Below are 21,410 nucleotides of genomic sequence, written 5' to 3' on the forward strand. Positions count from 1 at the left end.
AATTTTTGCCAAGGAATCAAACAACGGACGATGACACAGTTTGATTTACACTACCGTTTTTTTCGGAAATTGGGGATTAAACTGCTGAAAAATAGCCTGTCCAATCCCCAGTTTGTTAGTTTGTTTGTGCGAAAAAAGTCTAATTTGGCTTTTAGTGGGGATGAAATACACAAAAAACGCCGGTTTAATCCCCAATTTTTGTGCTGTACCTGTGTTTGAACGCTAGAAATGCTTTATTTGTTGTTAGTTTGTGTGTGAAAATGGGGATTAAAGTGCCTTAAAAGCAGCTGTTTAATCCCCATTTTTTGATTTTTGCATTATTTTTAGTGAGGTATGAATATGTTTTCTAGACTCCTTCGCTTTATTTCCCTGCTTGCGGTGCTTTGCGTGAGCTGGATGTGCAGATTGAATTGACCGACAAGGACGGGACGAAGGAGATGGTTTTCGTTTATGTTACCCAGTGCCTGGGAAATCGGTTCCAGGGAATTGTGACTAACGAAATTGAGCTCCTTAAGGAATACAAGAAGGGCGATGCGGTCTCGTTCACGCCAAATCGGCGAAATACCAGAACAGCATAGACGGGATTGTATCGCAGGAAACCATTGCGGAACTAGCCAAGTAACTGAAGGCTTTATTTGAAAAGAAAAGGCGCGAAGGGCAGAAATTCGAGGAAGGGAAGCCGTTCTTCACTTACGGAATTTACGACTTCCGAACTGGTGAGATTAAACCTTGATTCTTGGCCTAGAACTCGTCTGGCTTGATGATGTAGTACGAATCCATCTTTGTCGGTAGAGGTCTGTAGGATTCGAGTTCCTTTCGTATCGCGTAGAAAAGGTTCCCCCTGAGAAGTTTGTTCAGGATCTTTTCGGAATGAACCCTTGTGAAAATCTTGAACTTTTTCATTTCATGGTTGCAGACGCTTGCCTTGAGGTCATAATCGATGTAGGAGGTGTCCTGGTTGCGAAGGTTGTTGCAACTTTTCACGAATTTCTTCAGGATATAGTCGAACTTGGCGCCGATGTAGTTGTTGTCATAGATGAAATGCGCTTCCTTGAGGGAAGGGTTGAAAAGATATGTGTCCGAGTTCCAGGTAAAGTAGTTGGAATCGATGGCGAGCTTGCGGTTGACGTAATTCTGGATGCTGGAATCCAGTTTGAGATCGATGTCTTCCCGGTCTGCGGGGAGGACCAGCCAGCACATGATGGGGAACTTTGCGGTGAGTGTTATTTTATCTGCAAAGTTGTATCTGCCGTTGCCCGAGTCCCAGAACATGACAATCTTGCTTACTGCGGACGGGTAAGCAATCCAGTTGACCGCAAAGAGGAACGTTATGAATATCAGGATAATCGCAAAGATGCGGGTGAACAAGTCCTGGAAGATCTGTCTCTTGGCGTCGGGGCCATAGCCCGTGTCAAGTATGGGATATTCGGCCTTGAGCGCCTCCATTTCCTTGAGCTTGGATTCGAACTGCTCGGCGTTCAGGGGGGAGGCCCCCGTCTCCTTGAACTGGCGGGTCGCATCCTCGAGTTCCGACTTCAGTTCATAGTAGCGCTCGAAGTCGGCCTTCGTCTTTTCCAAGTCGCCAGAGGAGTCCTGTCTATTCAGATGGAACATATTCCCCAATATAACAATTGGGCAGGTTTGGAAAGGAACGTGGATGGCTAATATTGAATTTTTCTAAATTTACCGCGTAAAAATCAAACCGAGGTTAATAATGCTTATTCTTCGTGGTACGCCGGCTCTGTCGGATTTCCGTCTCCAGAAACTTTCTTCCGATTTCAAGGCTGCGGGGCTCTCTGTCGCTTCCGTCTATGCTGAATTCCTGCACGTGGTGGATCTGTCCGCCGAACTTTCCGATGCGGAAACTGAAACCCTGAAGAAGGTGCTGCACTACGGTCCGGCCCGCGAACCCAAGGCTCTCGAAGGCGAACTCTTTGTGGTGTGCCCGCGTCCGGGTACCATCAGCCCGTGGAGTTCCAAGGCGACCGATATCGCTCACATCTGCGGCCTTCCGGCTATCAAGCGCATCGAACGCGCTATCGCTTACTACGTGAAGTTTGAAGGTGCCGTGCCTGCCGGTGCCCGCGAAAAAATCTCGGCCAAGATTCACGACCGCATGACCCAGGCCGTTTTCGCCGACACCGCCTCCTTGGAAGTCCTCTTCAGCAAGGAAGATCCGCGTCCGCTGAACGTGATTCCGGTGCTCGACCAGGGCCGCGACGCCCTCGTGAAGGCCGACAAGGAAATGGGCCTCGCGCTTTCTTCCGACGAAATCGACTACCTCGTGAAGAACTTCACCGAGCTCAAGCGCAACCCGACCGACGTGGAACTCTACATGTTCGCACAGGCCAACTCGGAACATTGCCGCCACAAGGTGTTCGGTGCCGAATGGACGATTGACGGTGTCAAGCAGGACAAGTCCCTGTTCCAGATGATCAAGAACACCTACCAGCTCCACAACTCCAACATCTTTAGCGCCTACAAGGACAACGCTGCCGTGATGAAGGGCGCTGTCGCTGGCCGCTACTACGCTGACCCGCGCAACAACAAGTACGACTTCCACAACGAAGAAGTCGACATCCTCATGAAGGTCGAGACCCACAACCACCCGACGGCCATTTCTCCGTTCCCGGGTGCCGCTACCGGTAGTGGTGGCGAAATCCGTGACGAAGGTGCTACGGGTAAGGGGTCCAAGCCGAAGGCCGGCCTCACGGGCTTCAGCGTCTCGAACCTCAAGCTTCCGGGTGCAGTCCAGCCGTGGGAAAAGGACTTTGGTAGCCCGTCCCGCATTGCTTCTGCTCTCGACATTATGATTGAAGGCCCGCTCGGTGGCGCTGCATTCAACAACGAATACGGTCGTCCGAACATCCTCGGTTACTTCCGCACTTTCGAACAGGAAGTCGATGCCCAGAACGGCAAGGAAGTCCGCGGTTACCATAAGCCGATTATGCTTGCTGGCGGTCTTGGCAACATCAAGCACCAGCACATCGAGAAGGGCCACATCGACCCGGGTGACCACCTGATTGTGCTCGGCGGTCCGGCGATGCTCATCGGTCTCGGTGGTGGTGCTGCCAGCTCCGTGCAGAACGGTGCCGGTAATGAATCTCTCGACTTTGCCTCCGTGCAGCGCGAAAACCCCGAAATGGAACGCCGTTGCCAGGAAGTCATCGACCGCTGCTGGGCGATGGACGAAGAAAACCCGATTACCTTTATTCACGACGTGGGTGCAGGTGGACTTTCGAACGCCTTCCCGGAACTCGTGAACGATGGCGGTCTCGGCGGTAAATTTGAACTCCGCAACGTTCCCAACGACGAACCGGGCATGAGCCCGTTCGAAATCTGGAGTAACGAATCCCAGGAACGTTACGTTATCGCTATTGCGGGCGATAAGTTGGATGTGTTCGACGCGATTTGTAAGCGTGAACGCTGCCCGTACGCCGTGGTGGGCGAGGCCATCCCTGAAAAGCACCTCACTCTTACCGACAAGCACTTCGGCACGACTCCGATTGACATGCCGCTCGGCGTGCTCCTCGGCAAGCCGCCCCGCATGATTCGTAACGAAAAGAGCCAGAAGCGCCCGCTCAATTCCACGGTGGTTCCGGCTGACGCCTCCATCAAGGATGTGGCGCACCGCGTGCTTGCAAACCCGACCGTCGCCGACAAGACGTTCCTCATTTCTATCGGTGACCGTTCCGTGACGGGTATGATTTGCCGTGACCAGATGGTTGGCCCGTGGCAGGTTCCTGTCGCCGACTGCGCCGTGACTAGCGCAACGCTTGATACTTACGAAGGTGAAGTCATGAGTATGGGCGAACGCGCTCCAATCGCCTTGATTTCTCCGGCTGCTGCCGCCCGTATGACGGTAGCTGAATCCCTCACCAACATGGCTGCCGCTTGCGTGCCTGATATGGGCCGCGTGAACTTGTCCGCAAACTGGATGGCAACGCCGAACTACGAAGGCGATGGCGCCGACCTTTACGAAGCCGTGAAGTCTATCGGTATGGAACTCTGCCCGGATCTCGGCATCACGATTCCGGTGGGGAAGGACTCCATGAGCATGAGCACCGTGTGGCAGGACGACAAGGGTAGCCACCGCGTGACGGCTCCGATTTCGCTCGTGATTAGTGCCTTTGCTCCGTGTGCCGATGTGCGCAAGACGCTTACCCCGCAGCTGTTGCAGAATAAGGATTCGACGCTCGTGCTCGTTGATTTGGCCCGCGGTCAGAACCGCATGGGCGCCTCCATTGCTGCTCAGGTTTACAACAACCTCGGTGACAAGGCTCCGGATGTCGATTCTGCTCAGGAACTCCGCGCCTTCTTCGAAACCATTCAGAAGCTCAATGCCGCTGGCAAGATTATGGCCTACCACGACAAGAGCGATGGCGGCCTCTACACGACGGTTGCCGAAATGGCTTTCGCCGGCCACGTGGGCGTGACGCTCAATGCAGCAGCCCTCAAGGGCAACCTCATCGACGCTCTCTTCAACGAAGAACTTGGTGCCGTGCTCCAGGTGAAGAATGCTGACCTCGCGGCTGTTCGCGACGCATTTGCCGCCGCTGGTCTCGGCAATACCGTTTCTGAAATCGGTACGCTCAATGATTCTTACAACCTGGTCATCGGCGACTACGCCGAAGGCCTCTCGGATCTCCGCGCCATCTGGAGCGACACGACCCGCCGCATCGCGGCCCTCCGCGATAACCCGGATTGTGCCGAAAGTGAATACACGCTCAAGCTGGAACAGGACAATCCGGGTATTACGCCGAAGGTCACCTTCGATCTCGCTGCTAGCGCTAAGGTCATCAAGGACTACGCAAGCCGCCCGAAGATGGCAATTCTGCGTGAACAGGGCGTCAACGGCGAACTCGAAATGGCTGCCGCCTTCCAGAAGGCCGGCTTCGAATCCATCGACGTTCACATGACCGACATTCTCGAAGGCCGCGTAAGCCTCAAGGACTTCAACGGTCTCGTGGCTTGCGGTGGCTTCAGCTACGGTGACGTTCTCGGTGCCGGTGAAGGTTGGGCCAAGAGCATCCTCTTCAACCCGAAGGCCCGTGCCGAATTCGAGGCCTACTTCAACCGCAAGGACACCTTCACGCTCGGTGTTTGCAACGGCTGCCAGATGGTCTCTAACCTCAAGGACTTGATTCCGGGTGCCAAGCACTGGCCGCGCTTCGTGCAGAACCTCTCCGAACGCTTCGAAGCCCGCTTCTGCACGCTCAAGGTCGAAGACACTCCGGCCGTGCTCCTCAAGGGCATGGCAGGCTCCGTGCTCCCGATAGCGGTCGCACACGGCGAAGGCCGCGCGGAATTCGCTAGCCGCGAAGCCGCCGAAGCCTGCCTCAAGACCGGTCTTGTGGCATTGCGCTATGTGGATGGCAAGCACGAATACACCGAACGCTACCCGCTGAACCCCAACGGCTCTCCGTTCGGCATCAACGGCCTCTGCTCCGAAGACGGCCGCGCCCTCGTGATGATGCCGCACCCCGAACGCGTGTTCCGTACCTGCCAGTACTCCTGGCACCCGGCAGAATGGGGTGAAGACGGCCCGTGGATGCAGCTGTTCCGTAACGGCCGTATCTTTGTTGGCTAATCATTTCGGTTTGTCGGCTAAAAACCCCGTTTAGTCGGCAACCCGTAAATAAAAAGTATCATTTCTCATGCAGAATAACTATTTTATCTGCATGAGGATTTTTCTTTTTGCGCTCCTTTGTTTGTGCATGAACTCTTTTGCCGCGTTTGTTGCGGTTCTTGAGACTATTTCTATCGACAGTGCAATCACCCCCTCTGAATGTCATTTTTTAACGGATGAACTCCGTGCGCAGGCGGGGGCGGCGCTCCCTCCGGCCATGAACTATACCATCATGACCCGCGAAAACATCAACGTGATGTTGCCGCCGGGCAAGGCACTCGAGGATTGCGAAGGCACATGCCTTGCCGAAACCGGCAGAAATATCGCAGCAGACTACATTGCACAGGCGCGCGTCGGCAAGTTCGGGGATAAACTCACTTTGACGGTCGAACTTTACGAGACCGGCAGCGCGAAACTCCTCGGGAGCTACACAGCATTACAGGTTACGGCGGTCGACCTCTGGAACGATATCAAGCGCAACTCGAAATCGCTCTTTGCTCGCGTACAGGATCTAACTCGCAATCTGGGCGGTTACAGCGCCGAGAACAACAGCAAGTCCGGTTGGGACGCCTCTCCATTCGATCCGGCATCCAAGAAGAAAAACCAGCCGCAAAAGCCCAAGAAGCCCTCTAGACCAAACTACATCATAGACCACCGCGACGGAGAAAAGTACAAGATTGTCATGATTGGCAAGAAAGTCTGGATGGCTGAGAATCTCAGATTCAGAATGCAGGATGCCCAATGCTATGACAACAGGGAAGCCAATTGCCCTCTTTATGGGCGTTACTACACTTGGGCTCAAGCCCTGAAAATCGATGCAAACTGCAATTCCAAGGTATGCAGGTTGCTGTTGAGCGAGGGCAGTATCCGCGGAGTCTGCCCCGAGGGGTGGCATATCCCGACGAATGCAGAGTGGAAGCACCTAGTCACTTACGTGAACTACAAGGCAAAGAAGCGTGCCGCACAGGTCCTCAAGTCAACATTCGGATGGAACAATGGCAACGGAACAAACGAGTCGGGCTTCAATGCTGTTGCCTCGGGATACCGTTTCATGAGTGGGAATTTCATGAATGCGGGGAGGCTTGCCCGATACTGGACAGCATCACAGGAAAACGATGTCCAGGCAAACAGCTGGCAAATCGAAGAGGGGAAAACGGGCTTCGTCCAACTTGATGACTATAAGTCAAACGAACTGCCCGTCCGTTGCGTCGAAGACGATTAACTAATTCAGTAAATTTAAACTGAGTCGGGAGTTATTCCCATTGCGACTGCGCTACGCTTGTCGCGTGTTCGCGCGCCTCGGCTATGAAAACATGCGAGCATGTTTTCGCAGCACTCGGCTTACTCCCACTCAATGGTTCCGGGCGGCTTGTGCGTCACGTCGTACCACAGGCTGCCAGCGCCTTCGGCTTCGAACTTGCGCCAGAGACCGGCGAGCATGCCCTGGTCGATTTCGGCGAAGTTTGCCGTCATGGCTTCGGTGGAGTTCACCGGGCGCATCACGATGCAGGGCTTGTTTGCCGTGCGGAGCGGGACGAGGACAACCGGCATCTGCCAAATCTTTTCGTACAAGTCGTTTGCCTGCAGGAATTCGGTGCAGATGTTGTCGAACTTGCGGAGCGTATCGAAGTTTTCGCGGGTGGCGAACTGTTCGACAAGCTTCGGATCTTCATCAGCGACGCTTCCAATCTGGTAAATCACGCGGTTGATAGCCTTGAAGCGGTTGGCAAGTTCGGTCGAGAACTTTTCGCAGTCCTTCCAGGAGAGGCCCGGTGTGGTGATGAGGAACGGCTGCGCATAGGTGCGGCCGTCGCCCTGGACGCCCACGCTCTTGATGGGGAGCAGGCGGCCTGCAATGTTGTTTGCCTTCAGGTAGTCGGCGAGGGATTGGCCCAACGTGTCGCGAACATCATCGAACTTCACCATGTCATTGGCGAGCACGCCGTCGCTGCAGAGCAGGCGCACGCCGAGGCCCGGGCCCGGGAACGGGTGGCGCCACACGAGGCTGTGCGGAATGCCGAGTTCTTCGCCGAGGGCGCGGACTTCGTCCTTGTACAGGTCGGCAAGCGGTTCGAGCACGAGACCCTTTTCCATGAGGTCCAAGACTTCTTGCACGCGGTTGTGGTGCGTCTTGATCTTGTCGGCGTTCTTGGTGCCGCCGCTTTCGATGGTGTCGGGGTAGATGGTACCCTGAGCCATCATCCACTGGTTCGGATCGAGGTTGAGCTTCGCCATTTCCTCGTCCTTCACCGTCAGGAATTCCTTGCCGATAATGCCGCGCTTGGTTTCCGGAGCGGTCACGCCCTTGAGCTTTGCGAGAAAGTGTTCGCTAGCGTCGCGCACCTTCAGGTTGTTCATGCCTTCCTTCGTGAGGAAGTCCATAATCTTCTGGGATTCGCCGAGGCGCATCATGCCGTTATCCACGTGCAGGCCGAGAACCTTTTCCGGTCCGAGCACGCGGTTCAGGAGCACGAATGCCACGGTGGAGTCCACGCCGCCGGACACGAGCAGGAACACCTTGCGGTCCTTGACCTGGTCCTTGATGCGCTGCGTGATGAGCGGCAGGTAGCTCTTCATGTTCCAGGTCTTCTTCGCGCCCGTGAAATCGATGAAGTTTTCGAGCAACTTCATGCCGAACTTGCTGTGCGTGACTTCGGGGTGGAACTGGATGCCGAAAATCTGGCGCTCGGGCTTGTCGCTGTCGAAAGCGACGGCCGCGATTTCGCAGTCCTTGGTGCTGGCCACAATCTTGTAGCCTTCAGGGAGCTTCGTCACCTGATCGCCGTGGCTCATCCACATGGGGGATGCCTTCGGAAGGTCCTTCAAAATCGGGCACTTCTCGTCTCCCACGATGAGGTCGGCGATGCCGTATTCCTTAACCTTGCCCGGTTCAACATGACCGCCCAACTGCTGGGCGATGAGCTGATGACCGTAGCAGATGCCGAGCTTCGGCACTGGGAGGTCCAAAATTTCGGGATTATATTCCGGGGCGTCGGCCGCGTACACGCTGGAGGGGCCGCCGCTGTAGATAATTCCCTTCACACCTTCCAGTTCGCTGACGGGAGCGGCGGGGGAATGGATTTCGGTAAATACGCCCAAGCGGCGCACGCGGTTAGCAATCAGGTGGGCGTACTGCCCGCCAAAGTCCAAAACAGCAATAGTATCGACGTTCTTCATACGTCCCAAAGATAGAAAAATTCGGCTTACATTTCACCAAGCAAAACGATTTCTCGCTGGAGGTGGACGCCGAACTTTTCTGCGACTTTCGCCTTGACATAATCGCTCAGGTCGAGAATGTCCTTTGCCGTCGCACCGCCCGCGTTCACGATGAAGTTCGCGTGGAGCATACTGACTTCGGCGCCGCCGATGCGGTAACCCTTGAGGCCAGCCTGTTCGATGTAGTAGCCGGGGGCGACCTGCTGCGGCATCTCAGACGAACCGCATTCCAGGCGCTTGAAGGTGGAACCCGCATTGGGCATGTTCAACGGCTGGCTTGCCTTGCGCTTAGCCATGCATTCGGCGAGTTCGGCCTCAAGGCGGGCGACAGTCTGCTCTTGCGATTCGCATGCAAGACTGCCGCTTTCCAGCTGGAACGTAGCCGAAAGAATGATCTCGGCCTGCGCGTCATCTGCAGAATGTGCGGCACAAGCCTTCTGGAAAACGCTCCGCCTGTACCCGAAGGCGCAGTCCTCATTCGAATATTCGTGCGTGTTGCCGTCTGCACCCAGGGTGACGACCTGCGTGCAGCGTGTCCCGATTTCTTGCCCGTAGGCACCCGCATTCATGTAGATAGCGCCCCCGAGGGTTCCCGGGATTCCCGCCAGCTTGTGGATGCCTGCATAACCCTGCTTGAGTGCTACGCGGGCAAATCTCCCGAGCGGTGTGGCGGCGCCGACCTTGAACAAGCCTACACCCTGCTCCGCGATGTCCGAAAATTCACCGGCGAGCGCAATGACGACGCCTTCAAAGCCACTATCCGAAACAAGCAGGTTCGTGCCGTTCCCGAGGATAAAGCGGGGGAGACGCTTATCGCGGGCAAAGGCGAAAGCCTCCTTGAGGTCCGCAAGGCTCTCCGCCTTCACGAAAAACCGTGCCGGTCCACCCACCTTGAATGAGGTGTGCTTGCTCATCGGCTCGTTTTCAAGAATCTGCATATCCAAAATATAGGTATTTGCTATTATTCCTAGAAATGACAGACGAAGAACTCAAACAATTCAAGGCATCGCTTTCGATAACCGCCGTGGCCCAGGCTCTCGGTATCGAAGTCGTGCGCGGGAAGTGCAAGTGCTTCTACCCGCAGCGCCATGTACACGGTGACCGCACTCCGTCTGTCTCGATTTCCGAAGAACGCGGAATGTTCCGCTGCTGGGTCTGCGACGATGTCCGCGGCGACGTGATTAGCCTAGTACAGCTATGCAACGGGTGCAGTTTTGTGGAAGCCCTCAACTGGCTCAAGGATACTTACCCGTTTCTTGTCCCTGGGAAGGTGAACCGCCCGATATCGGAATCCATGGCGGCCGCCCTCGAAGATAAATTTGTGGAAAGGCTTGCCGAACCCAAGCCCGCCAAGGAACTCATTTCCGAGGACGAGCGCAAGAAGGTCGTCCTCTCTTTCCTCAAGATGCTCTCGCCCGTAGACGGGACACCTGCCGCCGCCTACCTTGCGCGCCGCCGCATATTCAAGCCCATATGGGACAAGATGCTCCTGCGCACCATTACCGATTACGACGGTCTGAACCGTAGGCTGAAAGAGACCTACAGCATGGAAGTGCTGCAATATGTGGGCCTCTTCAACGACAAGGGAAACCTGCGCTACTACAAGCACCCGCTGATATTTCCGTATTTGGATTCTCAGATGCGCGCTTCGCATTTTCAGGCAAGAGCGCTCGAGCGCTCTACCGAGCCGAAGGAACTCCACCTGCGCGGCACGGTCCCGTTCCCATACAACGTATCGGCCCTGAACCAGAAGATGGGCTGGATCTACCTCTGCGAAGGCGTTGTCGACACACTTACGATGCTGCAGCAGAATATCGATGCCGTGGGCATTCCCGGCGTGCGCAGTTTCAAGGCGGACTGGGTCCCTTTATTCAAAAACAAGAATGTTGTACTTTGTCTGGACCACGACGAGGCTGGCCGCAAGGGAATGGAATACCTGCAGGGCGTTTTCGGCAACGCCGGCATCCGCACGATTATCCTTGGCGACGGCCTTGAGAACCTGCCTGCAGGCATGAAGGACGGTCAGGACGTGAACGAATGGTTTGGTGGCCGGAAATAATTTCTAACTTTCCATAGCTATGTTGCAGAAAATCCAGATTATCGGCCGAATCTTTCTTGTTGTCCTTTTCATCTACTCGGTGCTATTTAGTTTGGTCGGGACACTGTTCCTCATCAAGGCGCACTCGTACGTGTTCGGGCAACTAGACGAAATCCAGGCCATGCGCGACACTCCGCCTGCAATGAGCCGTTTTATGCTCGACCTCGTGGATTCGAACCCGAAGGTCAACATCCAACACCGATTTGTCCCGCTTGATTCCATAAGCACGAACCTGCGCAAGGCCGTCATCGCGGTCGAGGATCCCGCATTCTACATGCACCCCGGTTTCGACGTGCGCAGCATTGCCCGTGCAATGGACGCAAACATGACCAAGGGCCAGATGCGCTATGGCGGTTCGACCATTACGCAGCAACTCGCGAAGAACCTCTTCCTCACAGGCGAGCGCACATGGGAACGCAAGATGAAGGAACTTGTGTACGCAATAGTGATGGAGTGGAACCTCGGGAAGGACCGCATTCTAGAACTCTACCTGAACTACGCGCAATGGGGCAAGAACGTATTCGGTTGCGAGGCGGCAAGCGAAATATACTACAAGGTACACTGCTCCGAGCTCACGCTCCAGCAGGCGGTAAACCTCGCGGCAATGCTGGCAAGCCCGGGCAATAGCCATCCCGAAGAAGATTCCGAACTCATGCAGCGACGCCGTAACGCCATCTTGCAGAATATCAAGAACGGCGTGTTCGTACCATAGAAATTCACCCGATTACGCGTTCGACTTCGCGCATATCGGTGATGCCCGCACTTACGAGCGTGCGGGCGTATTCCTGGAGACTTCCCTGAACATAACCGCCCTCAGGCGTGTAGATTTCAACAGCAGCGACCCTGCCGGAATAGTTCCCGTCCTGCGTAACCTTGCGGAGAAGCCTCTGCGCCGCCACTCCAAGCAGGCAATCGTCGAGGACCGCGCGCGAGATTCCAAGATCCAGCAGTCGTCCTGCCGCAGCCTTCGCGCTATTCGTATGCAATGTCGAAAGTACCAAGTGGCCAGTCTGTGCCGCCCGTATGGCGATGCGGGCTGTTTCCTCGTCACGGATTTCCCCAACAAGAATCACGTCCGGATCTTGCCGCAATATCGAACGCATCGCCCTCGCGAACGTAAACCCGCATTTCTCGTTCACCTGCACCTGGTTTGCGCCCTTCAGCGGGTATTCCACAGGGTCCTCGATTGTCGTCACGTTGACCTGCCGCCGGAGAATCTCGCGCAAGCCTGCATACAATGTGGTAGTCTTACCGCTCCCCGTGGGCCCGGTAATCAGGAACAGCCCCTGCGGCATGGAAAAGATGCGACGGAACTCCCGTAGCACCTCGGGCGTAAACCCGAGTGTATCGAGAGTCTGCCCGCGGTCTTCTGTGGGCAACAGGCGCAAAACGCACTTCTCTCCACCCTGAATCGGGAGCGTACTCAAGCGAATGTTCGCGTTCTCGCGTAGTCCCTGAAATGAGAAACTCCCATCGTGGGGGAGTCTCCTCTCGGTAATATCGGCCTTCGCCAGCAACTTAAGGCGGATAATGACAGGCTCCGAAAGCCATGCAGGGAGTTCACGGTATGTCTCGAGCATTCCGTCGATACGGAACCTCACATTCAGCGCCCCCTCGCTTGGCTCCAGGTGGATATCTGTCGCACCTTTCTCTAGCGCATCTTCGATAAGCGAGTCGACCAGGTTGATAACCGGTTCGGATTCCCAGGTATTACTCCTGCTCCCGGCAGCCTTGGCAGCCTCTAGGGCGGCAATCCCGCTTTCGGCATCCCGCTGCGTACGCTCGCGTATCATCTGCCGGATTTCCGTTTCCGTGCGTTCCTCCGGAACCACCTTGCACCCGTTCTCAATACGGATGCGTTCGAGCGAAAGTTCGTCGTAGATATCGGTGACGGCGATGCGTAGCGACTTAGCGTCGCGTGAGATTGTGCTGTACATAAAATTCGACATGCTCCGCAATCTACAAAATCAGCCCCTCCGCAGACCAGTACCAGGATAATCAAAAAAAGTCCCCCGCCCGTAGGCAGGGGACTCTAACAAGGAGATTAGAATCTTATGCGATCTTGTGCTTGTACATCTTGTTCTTGATCTTGCTTGCGCCCTTCTTCGCCTTGTGGAAGAGTGCGTTCGGGAGCCAGAAGAACGTAGGCACGAGGTACATCGTAAGGATAGCCGACACGAGGAGGCCACCCACGGAGGCAATACCCATGGGCTGGGTCATTGTGGCCACGTCGCCACCGATGGCGAATGCGAGCGGGAGCTGTGCCACGATGGAAGCGAACGTTGCAAGCACGATCGGCTGGAACTTGTTCTTGGCTGCGGTAAGCATGGCCGAACGCCGGCCCATCGCACCGCTTCGGAGCAGCCTGTTCGATTCGTCGAGCAATAGAATAGCGTTGTTCACCACCACGCCGATAAGCATCACTATGGCCATGAGGGCAATCATCGAGAGTGCCTGGCCGGTAACGACAAGGGCCAGCAACACGCCGATAGCACCCATCGGGATGGTCATCATGATGATGAACGGCTGCGCGAAACTTTCGAGAAGCGCAATAAGCAGAATGTAGGTGAGGAGGATTGCCATGACGATGGCCACCTTGAATTCGTCCACCATGTCGTTCTGCATGTCTGCCTGGCCACCGAAACTGAAGGTGATGCCTTCGGGAAGTTCGTCCTTCATGCTTTCGGCTAGGGCGCCGACCTTGTTCATGACGCCGCCGGTCGTCTGTCCGGGGAGCAGGTTCATGGACACGTCTACGCGGGTGCGCTTGCGCTTGCGTTCGATACGTGTCGGGCCTGCACCGTCTTCGATATGGAAGAGTTCGCTGGCGTTCACGTAGCCCTTCGGGGTCATGATCGGCAGGTTCTCGATATCGGTATGGCTCTGGCGGTCCTTTTCCATCATGCGCACGTACACGTCGTATTCTTCGCCGTCTTCGGTGTACTGGCCCGCTTCGTAGCCGCTCACCGCAATGTAGTTGTAGGTAGCGACCGTCTGGAGCGTTACGCCGTAGTCGGCGAGCGCTTGGCGGTCCGGGACAAGGCGGATTTCGGGCTTACCCGCTTCGTAACTAGTCTTGAGGTCCACGATACCGTCAATCTTGTCCTTGATGCGGTCCATGATCATGTTCGAGGCCTTGATGACGGAGTCAGCATGCAGGCCGTTCACTTCGAGCACCACGTCGCCCGAGGAGTTGTTGCTCATTTCGGAGGCGGATGCCGACTTGATAGAGATGAAGGCGTCGGGAATGTCGGCGAGGTAGGGGCGCAGGGAGTCGACGATTTCATCTGTGCTGCGCAAACGGCCCGGCCAATTCATTTTCTTCTTTTCACGGTCCTTCAGGAGTTTTACACGCATGGTGGCCTGGTTCACAGTCGTAAAGCCGTTCGAACCACCCACGTTCATGCTGTAGTGCACAATTTCGGGAACACCCTTGATTCTGGATTCGATAATGCGGGCGACGCTGTCGGTCGTCTCGATGTTGGTACCCACGGGCATTTCGAGCTTGACGCTGATCATGCCCTGGTCCTGCTTCGGCATGATTTCAACCGTAAGGGCGTGCTTGGCCAAGAACCCGACCAGGGCGATTGTGCACACGAGTGCGAGCACCTGGAAGATAACGCCCGGAACGGAGAGGCAGAACGAAAGCGTCTTGAGGTAGATAAAGCGGATGCCGTTCAGAACCTTCGGGAAGATGCTCAGCACAGTTGCGATAATACCAGGCTTTTCTTCGATGATGTTGCCGAATTCATCCTTCTTCTTGCCCTTGAACAGGTAGGCGGCCATGAGCGGTGTCAGCGTGAAGGTCACGAGGAGTGACACGAACGTGGCGAACACCATGGTAAGGCCGAACGTGCGGAAGAATATACCGGCGATGGACTTCATGAAGGCGATAGGCACGAACACGCACACGTTGGTGAGTGTCGATGCCATGATGGCGACCATGATTTCGGATGTGCCCTTGTAGGCGGCTTCTTTCGGTTCGAGCCCGAGCTTCAGTTTTTCGCTGATGTTCTCAAGCACCACGATGGAGTTCGTAACAAGCAAGCCCACTGATGAAGAGAGAGCCATCAAGGACATCATGTTGATGCCGAAGCCCGCGAAGTACATGAGCGTAAACGCACCGACCACGGAAATAGGCATCGTGAGGGCCGCAATAAGCATTGTCGAGAACTTGCCGAGGAACAGGAGCAAAAGGCCCGCGGTAAGTCCGATAGCGAGAAGGATGTTCTGGATAACGTTGTTGATAGATTCGCTAACCGCTTCGGACTTGTCGTACACCAGGTGAAGTTCGAAACCTTCGGGGAGTGTACTCTGGATTTCGTTCATGCGCTTGATAACGCCTTCGGAAACCTTCACCACGTTCGCATCAGAACGCTTCTTGATGTCGAGCGAGACGGAGTTTATGCCGTTGAAGCGCGAAGCCGATGTAATGGTCTCGATAGTATCCTTGACGACTGCGATTTCGGAAAGTTTGATGACGCCCTTCGCCGTCGGGATATCCATGTTGCGGATCTCGTCGAGAGTCCTGAACTTGCCCGAAGTACGCACGCTCGTGTTCTTGCGCTTGCCGATAACTTCACCGATAGGGAAGTTCACGTTCGACTGCCCGAAGAGCCCCATGATGGTCGCGATATCGACGTTGCGGTCGAGCATCTTGTCCTTGTCGAGCTCAATAGAAATCTGGCGCGTTGTACCACCGAAGATATCGACGCTTGCCACGCCGGAAACTGCGGTAAAGAGCGGTTCAATATCGTCTTCGACCTTCTGGCGGAGCTCAGTGGAGTTGAGCGGTCCGGTAAACGAGATAGACATGATGGCGGCACCGTTGATATCGACCTTCGCGATAATCGGAGCCTGCACGGCATCGGGGAAGTTCACCGATGCAAGGTCAATCTTGGAACGCACGTCGTTTGCAGCCACGTCCACGTTGATGCCCATGTTGAACATGGCAACGAGAATGCCATAGTTCTCAAGGCATATGGACTGCACGTAGTCGATACCGTCCACAAGTTCCACCTGGTCTTCGATGGGCTTGATGATGGTGGATTCAATTTCTTCGGGGTTTGCACCTTGGTAGATGATGGTTGCAGTGACCACGGGGACGTCGAATTTCGGCATCAGGTCGACCACCATCATGCTGTAGGTATAGAGACCGAAAACCACTACGGTCAAGATGACCATGAGCATGGTAATCGGTTTATAGATACTCGCCTTAATCATTCAGCAAAACTCCCTTATTCGACAACCAATACCTTGTCGCCGTCGCTCATGCGGTTCTGGCCTTCCACGATGACGGTCTCGTTGTCTTCCAAGCCTTCCGTAATCTGGATGTCGTCCTTGGTCTGCACGCCGAGCGACACAATCTTGCGGCGGGCTTTGCCTTCGTTGTCGACGGTCCATACGGCGTTCACGCCATTGCGGTAGACAATGGCTTCGGTCGGCACCACGATGCCGCTCACTTCGCGGGCGTCGAGTTCGGCAGTCACGTACATGCCGGGAAGGAGTTTCTTTTTCTTGTTGTCGAACGTAACTTCCACCGGGAAGAATCGGGTCTGCGGGTTGGCGGCGAGCGGGATAAGTGTCACCTTGCCCCTGATCTTTTCGCCTGCGATGGTGACCGTTGCAGTAGCCCCCTTCTTGAAGTAACCGATGTCGTTGCTCGTGACGTTCAGCTTGAGGATGACCTGGTCGAGTTTCGCGATGGTGCAGAACACGCCACCAACGCCCGGAGTCTGGCCAACCTTGTAGTTGAGTTCAGTAACCACGCCTGCAGACGGTGCAAGAATCTTCGTCGCACGGCGTGCGGTCTCGAGGTTCATCTTCGCAATCTTGAGCTGCATCTCTTGCGAGTCCATTTCCTGCTGGCTGATGCCGCCCTTGGCATGGAGTTCGCGCATGCGTTCGGTCACCTTCTCGAGGAGGGCCACCTGTTCTTGAGCCTGCTGGTACTGAGTGTTATCGCCTGTAAAGATGAATTCGGCGAGCACCTGGTCTTTCTTCACGGAAGAACCGACCTGCACATTGATCTTTGCAAGCGGGTCGCCCATCTTTGCGATGGCGTAGGACTGTTGCATGCCCTCGATGGAGCCGCTGAACTTGCGGATATCGTTGAGCTTGGCGGCGGTCGCTTTCACCACGCGCGCGGGCTTGCCCTTTTCCTTCTGGATTTCTTCGATTGTGGTGGGCTTTGCTTCGGTTTTCTCTTCTTTCTTGAGGTCGCAACCGACAAGAAGAAGCGAGGCTGCGGAAACGGTAATGATTGCTTTGGTGAACTGGTTCATATCTTCTTCCTATTAATATTCTCCGGTGGCCTGCAGAAGGGCGTTGTATGCCTTGTTCCATTCGACGATGGCCGACATGTAGTCGAGCTTTGCAGTTCGCAGGCTGTTTTCTGCGCTGAGCAGGTTCAATTGCGTCTCGCGGCCAAGCTTGTAGGCTTCGTTCGTAAGGTCGTAGTTCTTCTGCGCGAGGTCGACCTGGCTCTTCGCGATTTCAATCTGGACGTTAGCGTCTTCTAGGGTGTTCGCGCAAGACTCAATCTGCAGGCGGAACCCACGTTCGGCGGTTTCCTTCTGGATCTGCGTGCTGCGGAGGCTGGACTTGGCCTGGGCCACGCTTTCGCGAGTCTTCATGCCGTTGAACAGGTTCATCGACACGTTCAGCGCCACGTACTTATTGAGTTTATCCCACTTGGGGGCGTCCCATTCGGTAATCTTGTTCTGGTTGTTCGAATACTTGATTCCGCCAAGGAGCACGACCGTAGGCTTGTATCCACCGGACTCGATATCGATATTGAGCGTCTTCATGGTTTCCGTCTCTTCGAGCATCACAAGTTCCTTGCGGCGCTTCTTGACGTTTGCCATGCTGGTATCGGGGTAGGTAAAGCCGGCTGCGGGGTCACGGAGTTCGCCCTGGAACTGCACGTCGGTTTCCCATTCTAGGCCCATCGTGTTGAGGAGGGCATTGCGGGCGAGAATGCGACTCTTCTCGGTGTTCTTGATCCTGGAATTCAGCTGGTCCATCGAGAGCTGCACACGGATGAGGTCAAGCTCGGTTGCCATTCCACTGTTCTTCGACTGTTCCACGAAGTTCAGGTTTTCCTGGAGCAGGTCGCGGCCGGCGTACATGATCTGGATTGCGGAATCCAGGTAGATGAGCTGGTCAAAGGCGTTCTCGACATCGTAGCGGACCTGCGCCTTCTTGTTTTCGAGGTTCACCTCGCTAATGCGCTTGTAAGCCTTGGCAATCTCGATACCGGTACCCACCTTGCCTTCGGCGTAAAGGATCTGCGTTGCGGTAATGCCCACGCTGGACTGCCAGCGGTAAGCCTGGGACTTCATGGCGTTAGCAAGGCCGTTGACGGCACCAAGCGACATCGCATCCCATGGGGAGGGGTCGCCAAAGCCCATTTTCTGGCCCAGCGAAATCATTTCCATGGCCATCGAGGTGTCTTTCGGGTTGACATCGTCCAGGCCAAAAATACGCGTAACGGTCGCGTTCAGGTCGATACTGGGGAGAGCATTGCCGTAACCGGCCTTAACCTGGGATGTTGCCGATTTGAGGTCTTCTTCCGCGGACTTCACGTCCGACGACTTCTCGAGAGCGATGCTGACGGCTTCTTCACGCGTATAGGTCTTACCTGCCCAACTGGGCAGTGTAACGGCAAGAGCAAGAGCCGAAATTAGGGCCAAATTCCTTGACATCAAGTTCTCCTGTGTACTACAAGGTCGGGCCCAAATTTAGTAAAAAAGGGCGCCATATATAAGGGCGCCCATAAAAAAATGGATGAAATGCAAAACTAGACGGATGAACTACATCAACCCGGGAATCTTCATCCCGCCGGTAATGCTGTTCAGGCTGGATTGTGCAGCCTCGTCTTTCTTCTTGATGGCCGAGTTCACGGCGGCCATGACCAGGTCCTCGAGGGCCTCCACATCGTCCTTGTCGACGGCGTCGGGGTTAATCTTGATCATCGTCAGCACGCCCTGCCCGTTGATGGCAACTTTGACCATGCCGCCACCGGCTTCGGCGTCGAAACTCTGTGCCTTGAGGTCGTTCTGGGCCTTCATCATCTTGCTCTGCATCTTCTGAAGGTCCTTCAGCATTTTGCTCATGTCCATAAATGTATTCCTCTTAGTTTTCGTTAAGTTCGTCCGTGGATTCGACAGGCATCGATTCCGTTTGTTTTCCAATCGGCTTAGAATATACCAATTCGCCGCCGAAAATTCTTACGAGTTCCTTCAGGCAGGCCTCCTTTTCGAGGTCCTTTTCGTAAGGGCTCATCTGTGCATTGCGCCTGGAGGCACGTTCTTCCTCTGTGTAGGCGCGGGCCTTGAGCGAAAGCGTAATCTTGGTCTGGAGCTTGTCCTCGAGAATCTCGCGGGTGCGCTGCACGAACTCCGGATGGTCAAGCATCTGCTGGTAACCCCAGGGGATGCTCTGGTCGGATTCTCCCGTGTAGGTGAGCGAAAGCGGGAAGGGTTCAGCCTTGAGGTCGCCCGCCTCGAGCACGGAGCCGTTTATTGCTGCCGAGAACTGCAAGTCGCCGCAGTCAGCAAGCGATGCCACGATAGATGGCCACGCGGCCGTAATCTCGTAACGGGAATAGGCACTCTCGTTTTCCGAGAATGCACCCTGGGCCGGGTCGTCGCCGGCAGAAGCCGACGCCTGCTCGGCAAGCATCGCCTGGATATCACTTACTTTTTTTTTTAACGCCTCGTCGGCGGCTGATTTCGGGCTGTTTATGGCGGCAAGCGCGCGCCTCAGGTCGGTGAGCCGGTCGAGCCACGCCATGCGGGCAAACGTCGTCTCAACAAGGAGGCGCGGGTTAGAGCTGTAACGGATCTGCGCCTGCATGTCGATAAGCATCTTGGAAATGCGCAGCAGGTCGCCGTTGCTGAGCGCGGGGGCCGCTTCCTTGAGTTTCGCGTAGTGTTCCGCGGAAAGGTTCAGGGCATCGGGCGTAAAGGCATCGATGCGGCTGTAGATGAGGTTCCGGAGGAACTTGCCGAAACCATCGAGCAGCGGGCCAAATTCGATGCCGCGGTTTACCGACTTGTCGACCATCACGAAGCAGCCCTTGAGGTTGTGGCTCTCGATGGCCTGGATAAGTTCGAAGAAGAGCTCGGTGGGCGGGATGCCGAGCACGGAACGCACGGAATCGGCGTCCATCTCGCTACCCGTGAACGCGTAGGCCTGGTCAAAATAGGTGAGGCCGTCACGCATGGAACCGTCCGCCTTCTCGGCGAAGATATTAAGAGCCTCGTCGCTCGCGTTGATGCCTTCCTGGTCGCAGATATAGCGTAGGCGCGAGATGATCTGCTCGATGGTCAGGCGCTTGAAGTCGAATCGCTGCACGCGGCTGAGGATAGTCTGCGGCACCTTGTTGACTTCGGTAGTCGCGAAAATGAAAATCACATGCGGGGGAGGTTCCTCGAGCGTCTTGAGGAGCGCATTGAAAGCCCCGGTAGAAAGCATGTGGACTTCGTCGATAATGAAAATCTTGTACTTGCCGATAACAGGCGGGTACTGTACGCGGTCGATGACATCGCGGATGTTCTCGACGCCGGTATTGGAGGCGGCGTCAATTTCGTAGACATCCATCGGGTTTCCGCCCGCAATATCCTTACAGCTTTCGCACTGGCCACACGGATGCAGGGGATCGCCGCCGGAGCAGTTGAGCGTGCGGGCGAGGATACGGGCACTGGTGGTCTTGCCTACACCGCGGGTGCCGGTAAAAAGGAATGCATGATGAAGACGACCCCCTTCAATCGCGTTCTTGAGGGTCTTTGCGATATGTTCCTGCCCGACCATGTCGTCAAAAGACTGCGGGCGCCACTTGCGGGCCATTGCTACGTATGCCATGCGCGGGAATATAGTAAAAAAGTGTGAAGTGTGTGGTGAGGCAAATGTGGGGTGGGGAATGTGCGGAGGTAAGTGTGTCATGGCCAATGAGAAATAGGTAATTTAATGTTCATCATTTTACATTCGCGAAATTTTTAGTATTATTTGGGACTATAGTGACGAGGTTGTCTATGAGCGAAGAAATGGCCCTTTTAATTCTCTCCTGGCAAGTAGCATGCCTGTTCCACGAGGCGGAGACCGAAAAACTCCTGCCCGGTTCTACATCGGCGACCGAGGCCGAGAGCGATACGCTCGACCTGATTCACGACGAACTGACTCCCGCACTCTCCTGGGACGACTTCAACGACACCTACGCTAGCTTCAAGTCGGCCAAGGACCGCACCACGGCCTGCGTCAACGCCCTCAAGGACTCGACACCCGAATTCCACAGCAAGGTGCTCGAATCCATGCTCCGCGTGGCAAACGCCTCCCGCGAAGACGACAACGAAAGCAACGTCTCTCCCGAGGAGATGGACTTCATCCAACAGGTGAGGACGGCGCTGGAATAAGACTTTTGTCGGCGTAATTTAAAACTAAGGAGAAGGCCCCCGCTAATGGCGA

16 protein-coding genes are annotated in these 21,410 nt (G+C 55.3%); 7 read left to right on the forward strand and 9 right to left on the reverse strand.

Translation table 11 applies throughout. The features are described 5' to 3' along the window. Both B7994_RS14285 and B7994_RS12395 read left to right on the forward strand, forming a co-directional pair. The coding region (locus tag B7994_RS14285; RefSeq protein WP_233143208.1) for a hypothetical protein at nucleotides 1–219 on the forward strand (219 nt) is incomplete at its 5' end. A 179-nt stretch (nucleotides 220–398) separates the two neighbouring features. After that, nucleotides 399–578, forward strand: coding sequence for a hypothetical protein (locus B7994_RS12395; RefSeq protein WP_144063888.1), 180 nt, complete (start codon nucleotides 399–401; stop codon nucleotides 576–578). 163 nt (nucleotides 579–741) lie between these two features. On the opposite strand, the gene B7994_RS12400 is transcribed toward B7994_RS12395, so the two are convergent. Then, nucleotides 742–1,614, reverse strand: a complete 873-nt coding sequence (locus B7994_RS12400) for a hypothetical protein (RefSeq protein ID WP_144063889.1) — start codon at nucleotides 1,612–1,614, stop codon at nucleotides 742–744. A 100-nt stretch (nucleotides 1,615–1,714) separates the two neighbouring features. Between B7994_RS12400 and purL the strand changes: the two genes are divergently transcribed. Both purL and B7994_RS12410 read left to right on the forward strand, forming a co-directional pair. After that, nucleotides 1,715–5,590: a phosphoribosylformylglycinamidine synthase gene (gene purL / locus B7994_RS12405; RefSeq protein ID WP_088638787.1), complete on the forward strand. Its 3,876-nt coding sequence runs from the start codon at nucleotides 1,715–1,717 to the stop codon at nucleotides 5,588–5,590. 127 nt (nucleotides 5,591–5,717) lie between these two features. Next, nucleotides 5,718–6,851 (forward strand): fibrobacter succinogenes major paralogous domain-containing protein, encoded by a 1,134-nt coding sequence (locus B7994_RS12410; RefSeq protein ID WP_158213149.1) that lies wholly within the window; start codon nucleotides 5,718–5,720, stop codon nucleotides 6,849–6,851. 119 nt (nucleotides 6,852–6,970) lie between these two features. Here B7994_RS12410 and guaA read toward each other — a convergent pair whose 3' ends face one another. Both guaA and murB read right to left on the reverse strand, forming a co-directional pair. Then, nucleotides 6,971–8,806, reverse strand: a complete 1,836-nt coding sequence (guaA, locus tag B7994_RS12415; protein WP_088638789.1) for a glutamine-hydrolyzing GMP synthase — start codon at nucleotides 8,804–8,806, stop codon at nucleotides 6,971–6,973. A 26-nt stretch (nucleotides 8,807–8,832) separates the two neighbouring features. Then, the gene (gene murB / locus B7994_RS12420; RefSeq protein WP_088638790.1) at nucleotides 8,833–9,783 is read right to left on the reverse strand and encodes a UDP-N-acetylmuramate dehydrogenase; all 951 of its coding nucleotides are present in this window, start codon (nucleotides 9,781–9,783) and stop codon (nucleotides 8,833–8,835) included. Nucleotides 9,784–9,818: 35 nt separating this feature from the next. Here murB and B7994_RS12425 point away from each other — a divergent pair, with 35 nt between their 5' ends. Together B7994_RS12425 and mtgA are read left to right on the forward strand one after the other, a co-directional pair. Next, a complete protein-coding gene (locus B7994_RS12425; RefSeq protein ID WP_088638791.1) occupies nucleotides 9,819–10,904 on the forward strand; it encodes a CHC2 zinc finger domain-containing protein in 1,086 nt (361 codons plus the stop codon). Between the two features lie 19 nt (nucleotides 10,905–10,923). Continuing rightward, nucleotides 10,924–11,655 (forward strand): monofunctional biosynthetic peptidoglycan transglycosylase, encoded by a 732-nt coding sequence (gene mtgA / locus B7994_RS12430; RefSeq protein ID WP_088638792.1) that lies wholly within the window; start codon nucleotides 10,924–10,926, stop codon nucleotides 11,653–11,655. Between the two features lie 4 nt (nucleotides 11,656–11,659). On the opposite strand, the gene B7994_RS12435 is transcribed toward mtgA, so the two are convergent. The 6 genes from B7994_RS12435 to dnaX form a co-directional block, all read right to left on the reverse strand. Continuing rightward, nucleotides 11,660–12,892: a GspE/PulE family protein gene (locus B7994_RS12435; RefSeq protein ID WP_088638793.1), complete on the reverse strand. Its 1,233-nt coding sequence runs from the start codon at nucleotides 12,890–12,892 to the stop codon at nucleotides 11,660–11,662. Between the two features lie 103 nt (nucleotides 12,893–12,995). Beyond that, complete coding sequence (locus B7994_RS12440; protein WP_088638794.1) at nucleotides 12,996–16,166, reverse strand: efflux RND transporter permease subunit; 3,171 nt, start codon at nucleotides 16,164–16,166, stop codon at nucleotides 12,996–12,998. 14 nt (nucleotides 16,167–16,180) lie between these two features. Next, nucleotides 16,181–17,227, reverse strand: a complete 1,047-nt coding sequence (locus B7994_RS12445; protein WP_088638795.1) for an efflux RND transporter periplasmic adaptor subunit — start codon at nucleotides 17,225–17,227, stop codon at nucleotides 16,181–16,183. A gap of 12 nt (nucleotides 17,228–17,239) precedes the next feature. Next, nucleotides 17,240–18,649, reverse strand: coding sequence for a TolC family protein (locus tag B7994_RS12450; RefSeq protein ID WP_088638796.1), 1,410 nt, complete (start codon nucleotides 18,647–18,649; stop codon nucleotides 17,240–17,242). A gap of 108 nt (nucleotides 18,650–18,757) precedes the next feature. Then, the gene (locus tag B7994_RS12455) at nucleotides 18,758–19,066 is read right to left on the reverse strand and encodes a YbaB/EbfC family nucleoid-associated protein (protein ID WP_088638797.1); all 309 of its coding nucleotides are present in this window, start codon (nucleotides 19,064–19,066) and stop codon (nucleotides 18,758–18,760) included. Nucleotides 19,067–19,079: 13 nt separating this feature from the next. Further along, nucleotides 19,080–20,810, reverse strand: coding sequence for a DNA polymerase III subunit gamma/tau (gene dnaX / locus B7994_RS12460; protein ID WP_088638798.1), 1,731 nt, complete (start codon nucleotides 20,808–20,810; stop codon nucleotides 19,080–19,082). A 170-nt stretch (nucleotides 20,811–20,980) separates the two neighbouring features. On the opposite strand from dnaX, the gene B7994_RS12465 reads away from it, so the two are divergent. Further along, entirely contained in the window at nucleotides 20,981–21,358 is a 378-nt protein-coding gene (locus B7994_RS12465; RefSeq protein WP_088638799.1) for a hypothetical protein, read from the forward strand. The last annotated feature ends 52 nt before the right edge of the window (nucleotides 21,359–21,410 follow it).

The organism is Fibrobacter sp. UWR2 (genome assembly GCF_002210285.1).
GTDB lineage: Bacteria > Fibrobacterota > Fibrobacteria > Fibrobacterales > Fibrobacteraceae > Fibrobacter.

Coding starts and splice junctions, on each gene's coding strand:
- mtgA (WP_088638792.1), top strand. CDS start 10,924: ATGTTGCAGAAAATCCAGATTATCGGCCGAATCTTTCTTGTTGTCCTT.
- dnaX (WP_088638798.1), bottom strand. CDS start 20,810: ATGGCATACGTAGCAATGGCCCGCAAGTGGCGCCCGCAGTCTTTTGAC.
- B7994_RS12455 (WP_088638797.1), bottom strand. CDS start 19,066: ATGGACATGAGCAAAATGCTGAAGGACCTTCAGAAGATGCAGAGCAAG.
- B7994_RS12440 (WP_088638794.1), bottom strand. CDS start 16,166: ATGATTAAGGCGAGTATCTATAAACCGATTACCATGCTCATGGTCATC.
- B7994_RS12410 (WP_158213149.1), top strand. CDS start 5,718: ATGAACTCTTTTGCCGCGTTTGTTGCGGTTCTTGAGACTATTTCTATC.
- B7994_RS12465 (WP_088638799.1), top strand. CDS start 20,981: ATGAGCGAAGAAATGGCCCTTTTAATTCTCTCCTGGCAAGTAGCATGC.
- murB (WP_088638790.1), bottom strand. CDS start 9,783: ATGCAGATTCTTGAAAACGAGCCGATGAGCAAGCACACCTCATTCAAG.
- guaA (WP_088638789.1), bottom strand. CDS start 8,806: ATGAAGAACGTCGATACTATTGCTGTTTTGGACTTTGGCGGGCAGTAC.
- B7994_RS12435 (WP_088638793.1), bottom strand. CDS start 12,892: ATGTCGAATTTTATGTACAGCACAATCTCACGCGACGCTAAGTCGCTA.
- B7994_RS12400 (WP_144063889.1), bottom strand. CDS start 1,614: ATGTTCCATCTGAATAGACAGGACTCCTCTGGCGACTTGGAAAAGACG.
- B7994_RS12445 (WP_088638795.1), bottom strand. CDS start 17,227: ATGAACCAGTTCACCAAAGCAATCATTACCGTTTCCGCAGCCTCGCTT.
- B7994_RS12450 (WP_088638796.1), bottom strand. CDS start 18,649: ATGTCAAGGAATTTGGCCCTAATTTCGGCTCTTGCTCTTGCCGTTACA.
- purL (WP_088638787.1), top strand. CDS start 1,715: ATGCTTATTCTTCGTGGTACGCCGGCTCTGTCGGATTTCCGTCTCCAG.
- B7994_RS12425 (WP_088638791.1), top strand. CDS start 9,819: ATGACAGACGAAGAACTCAAACAATTCAAGGCATCGCTTTCGATAACC.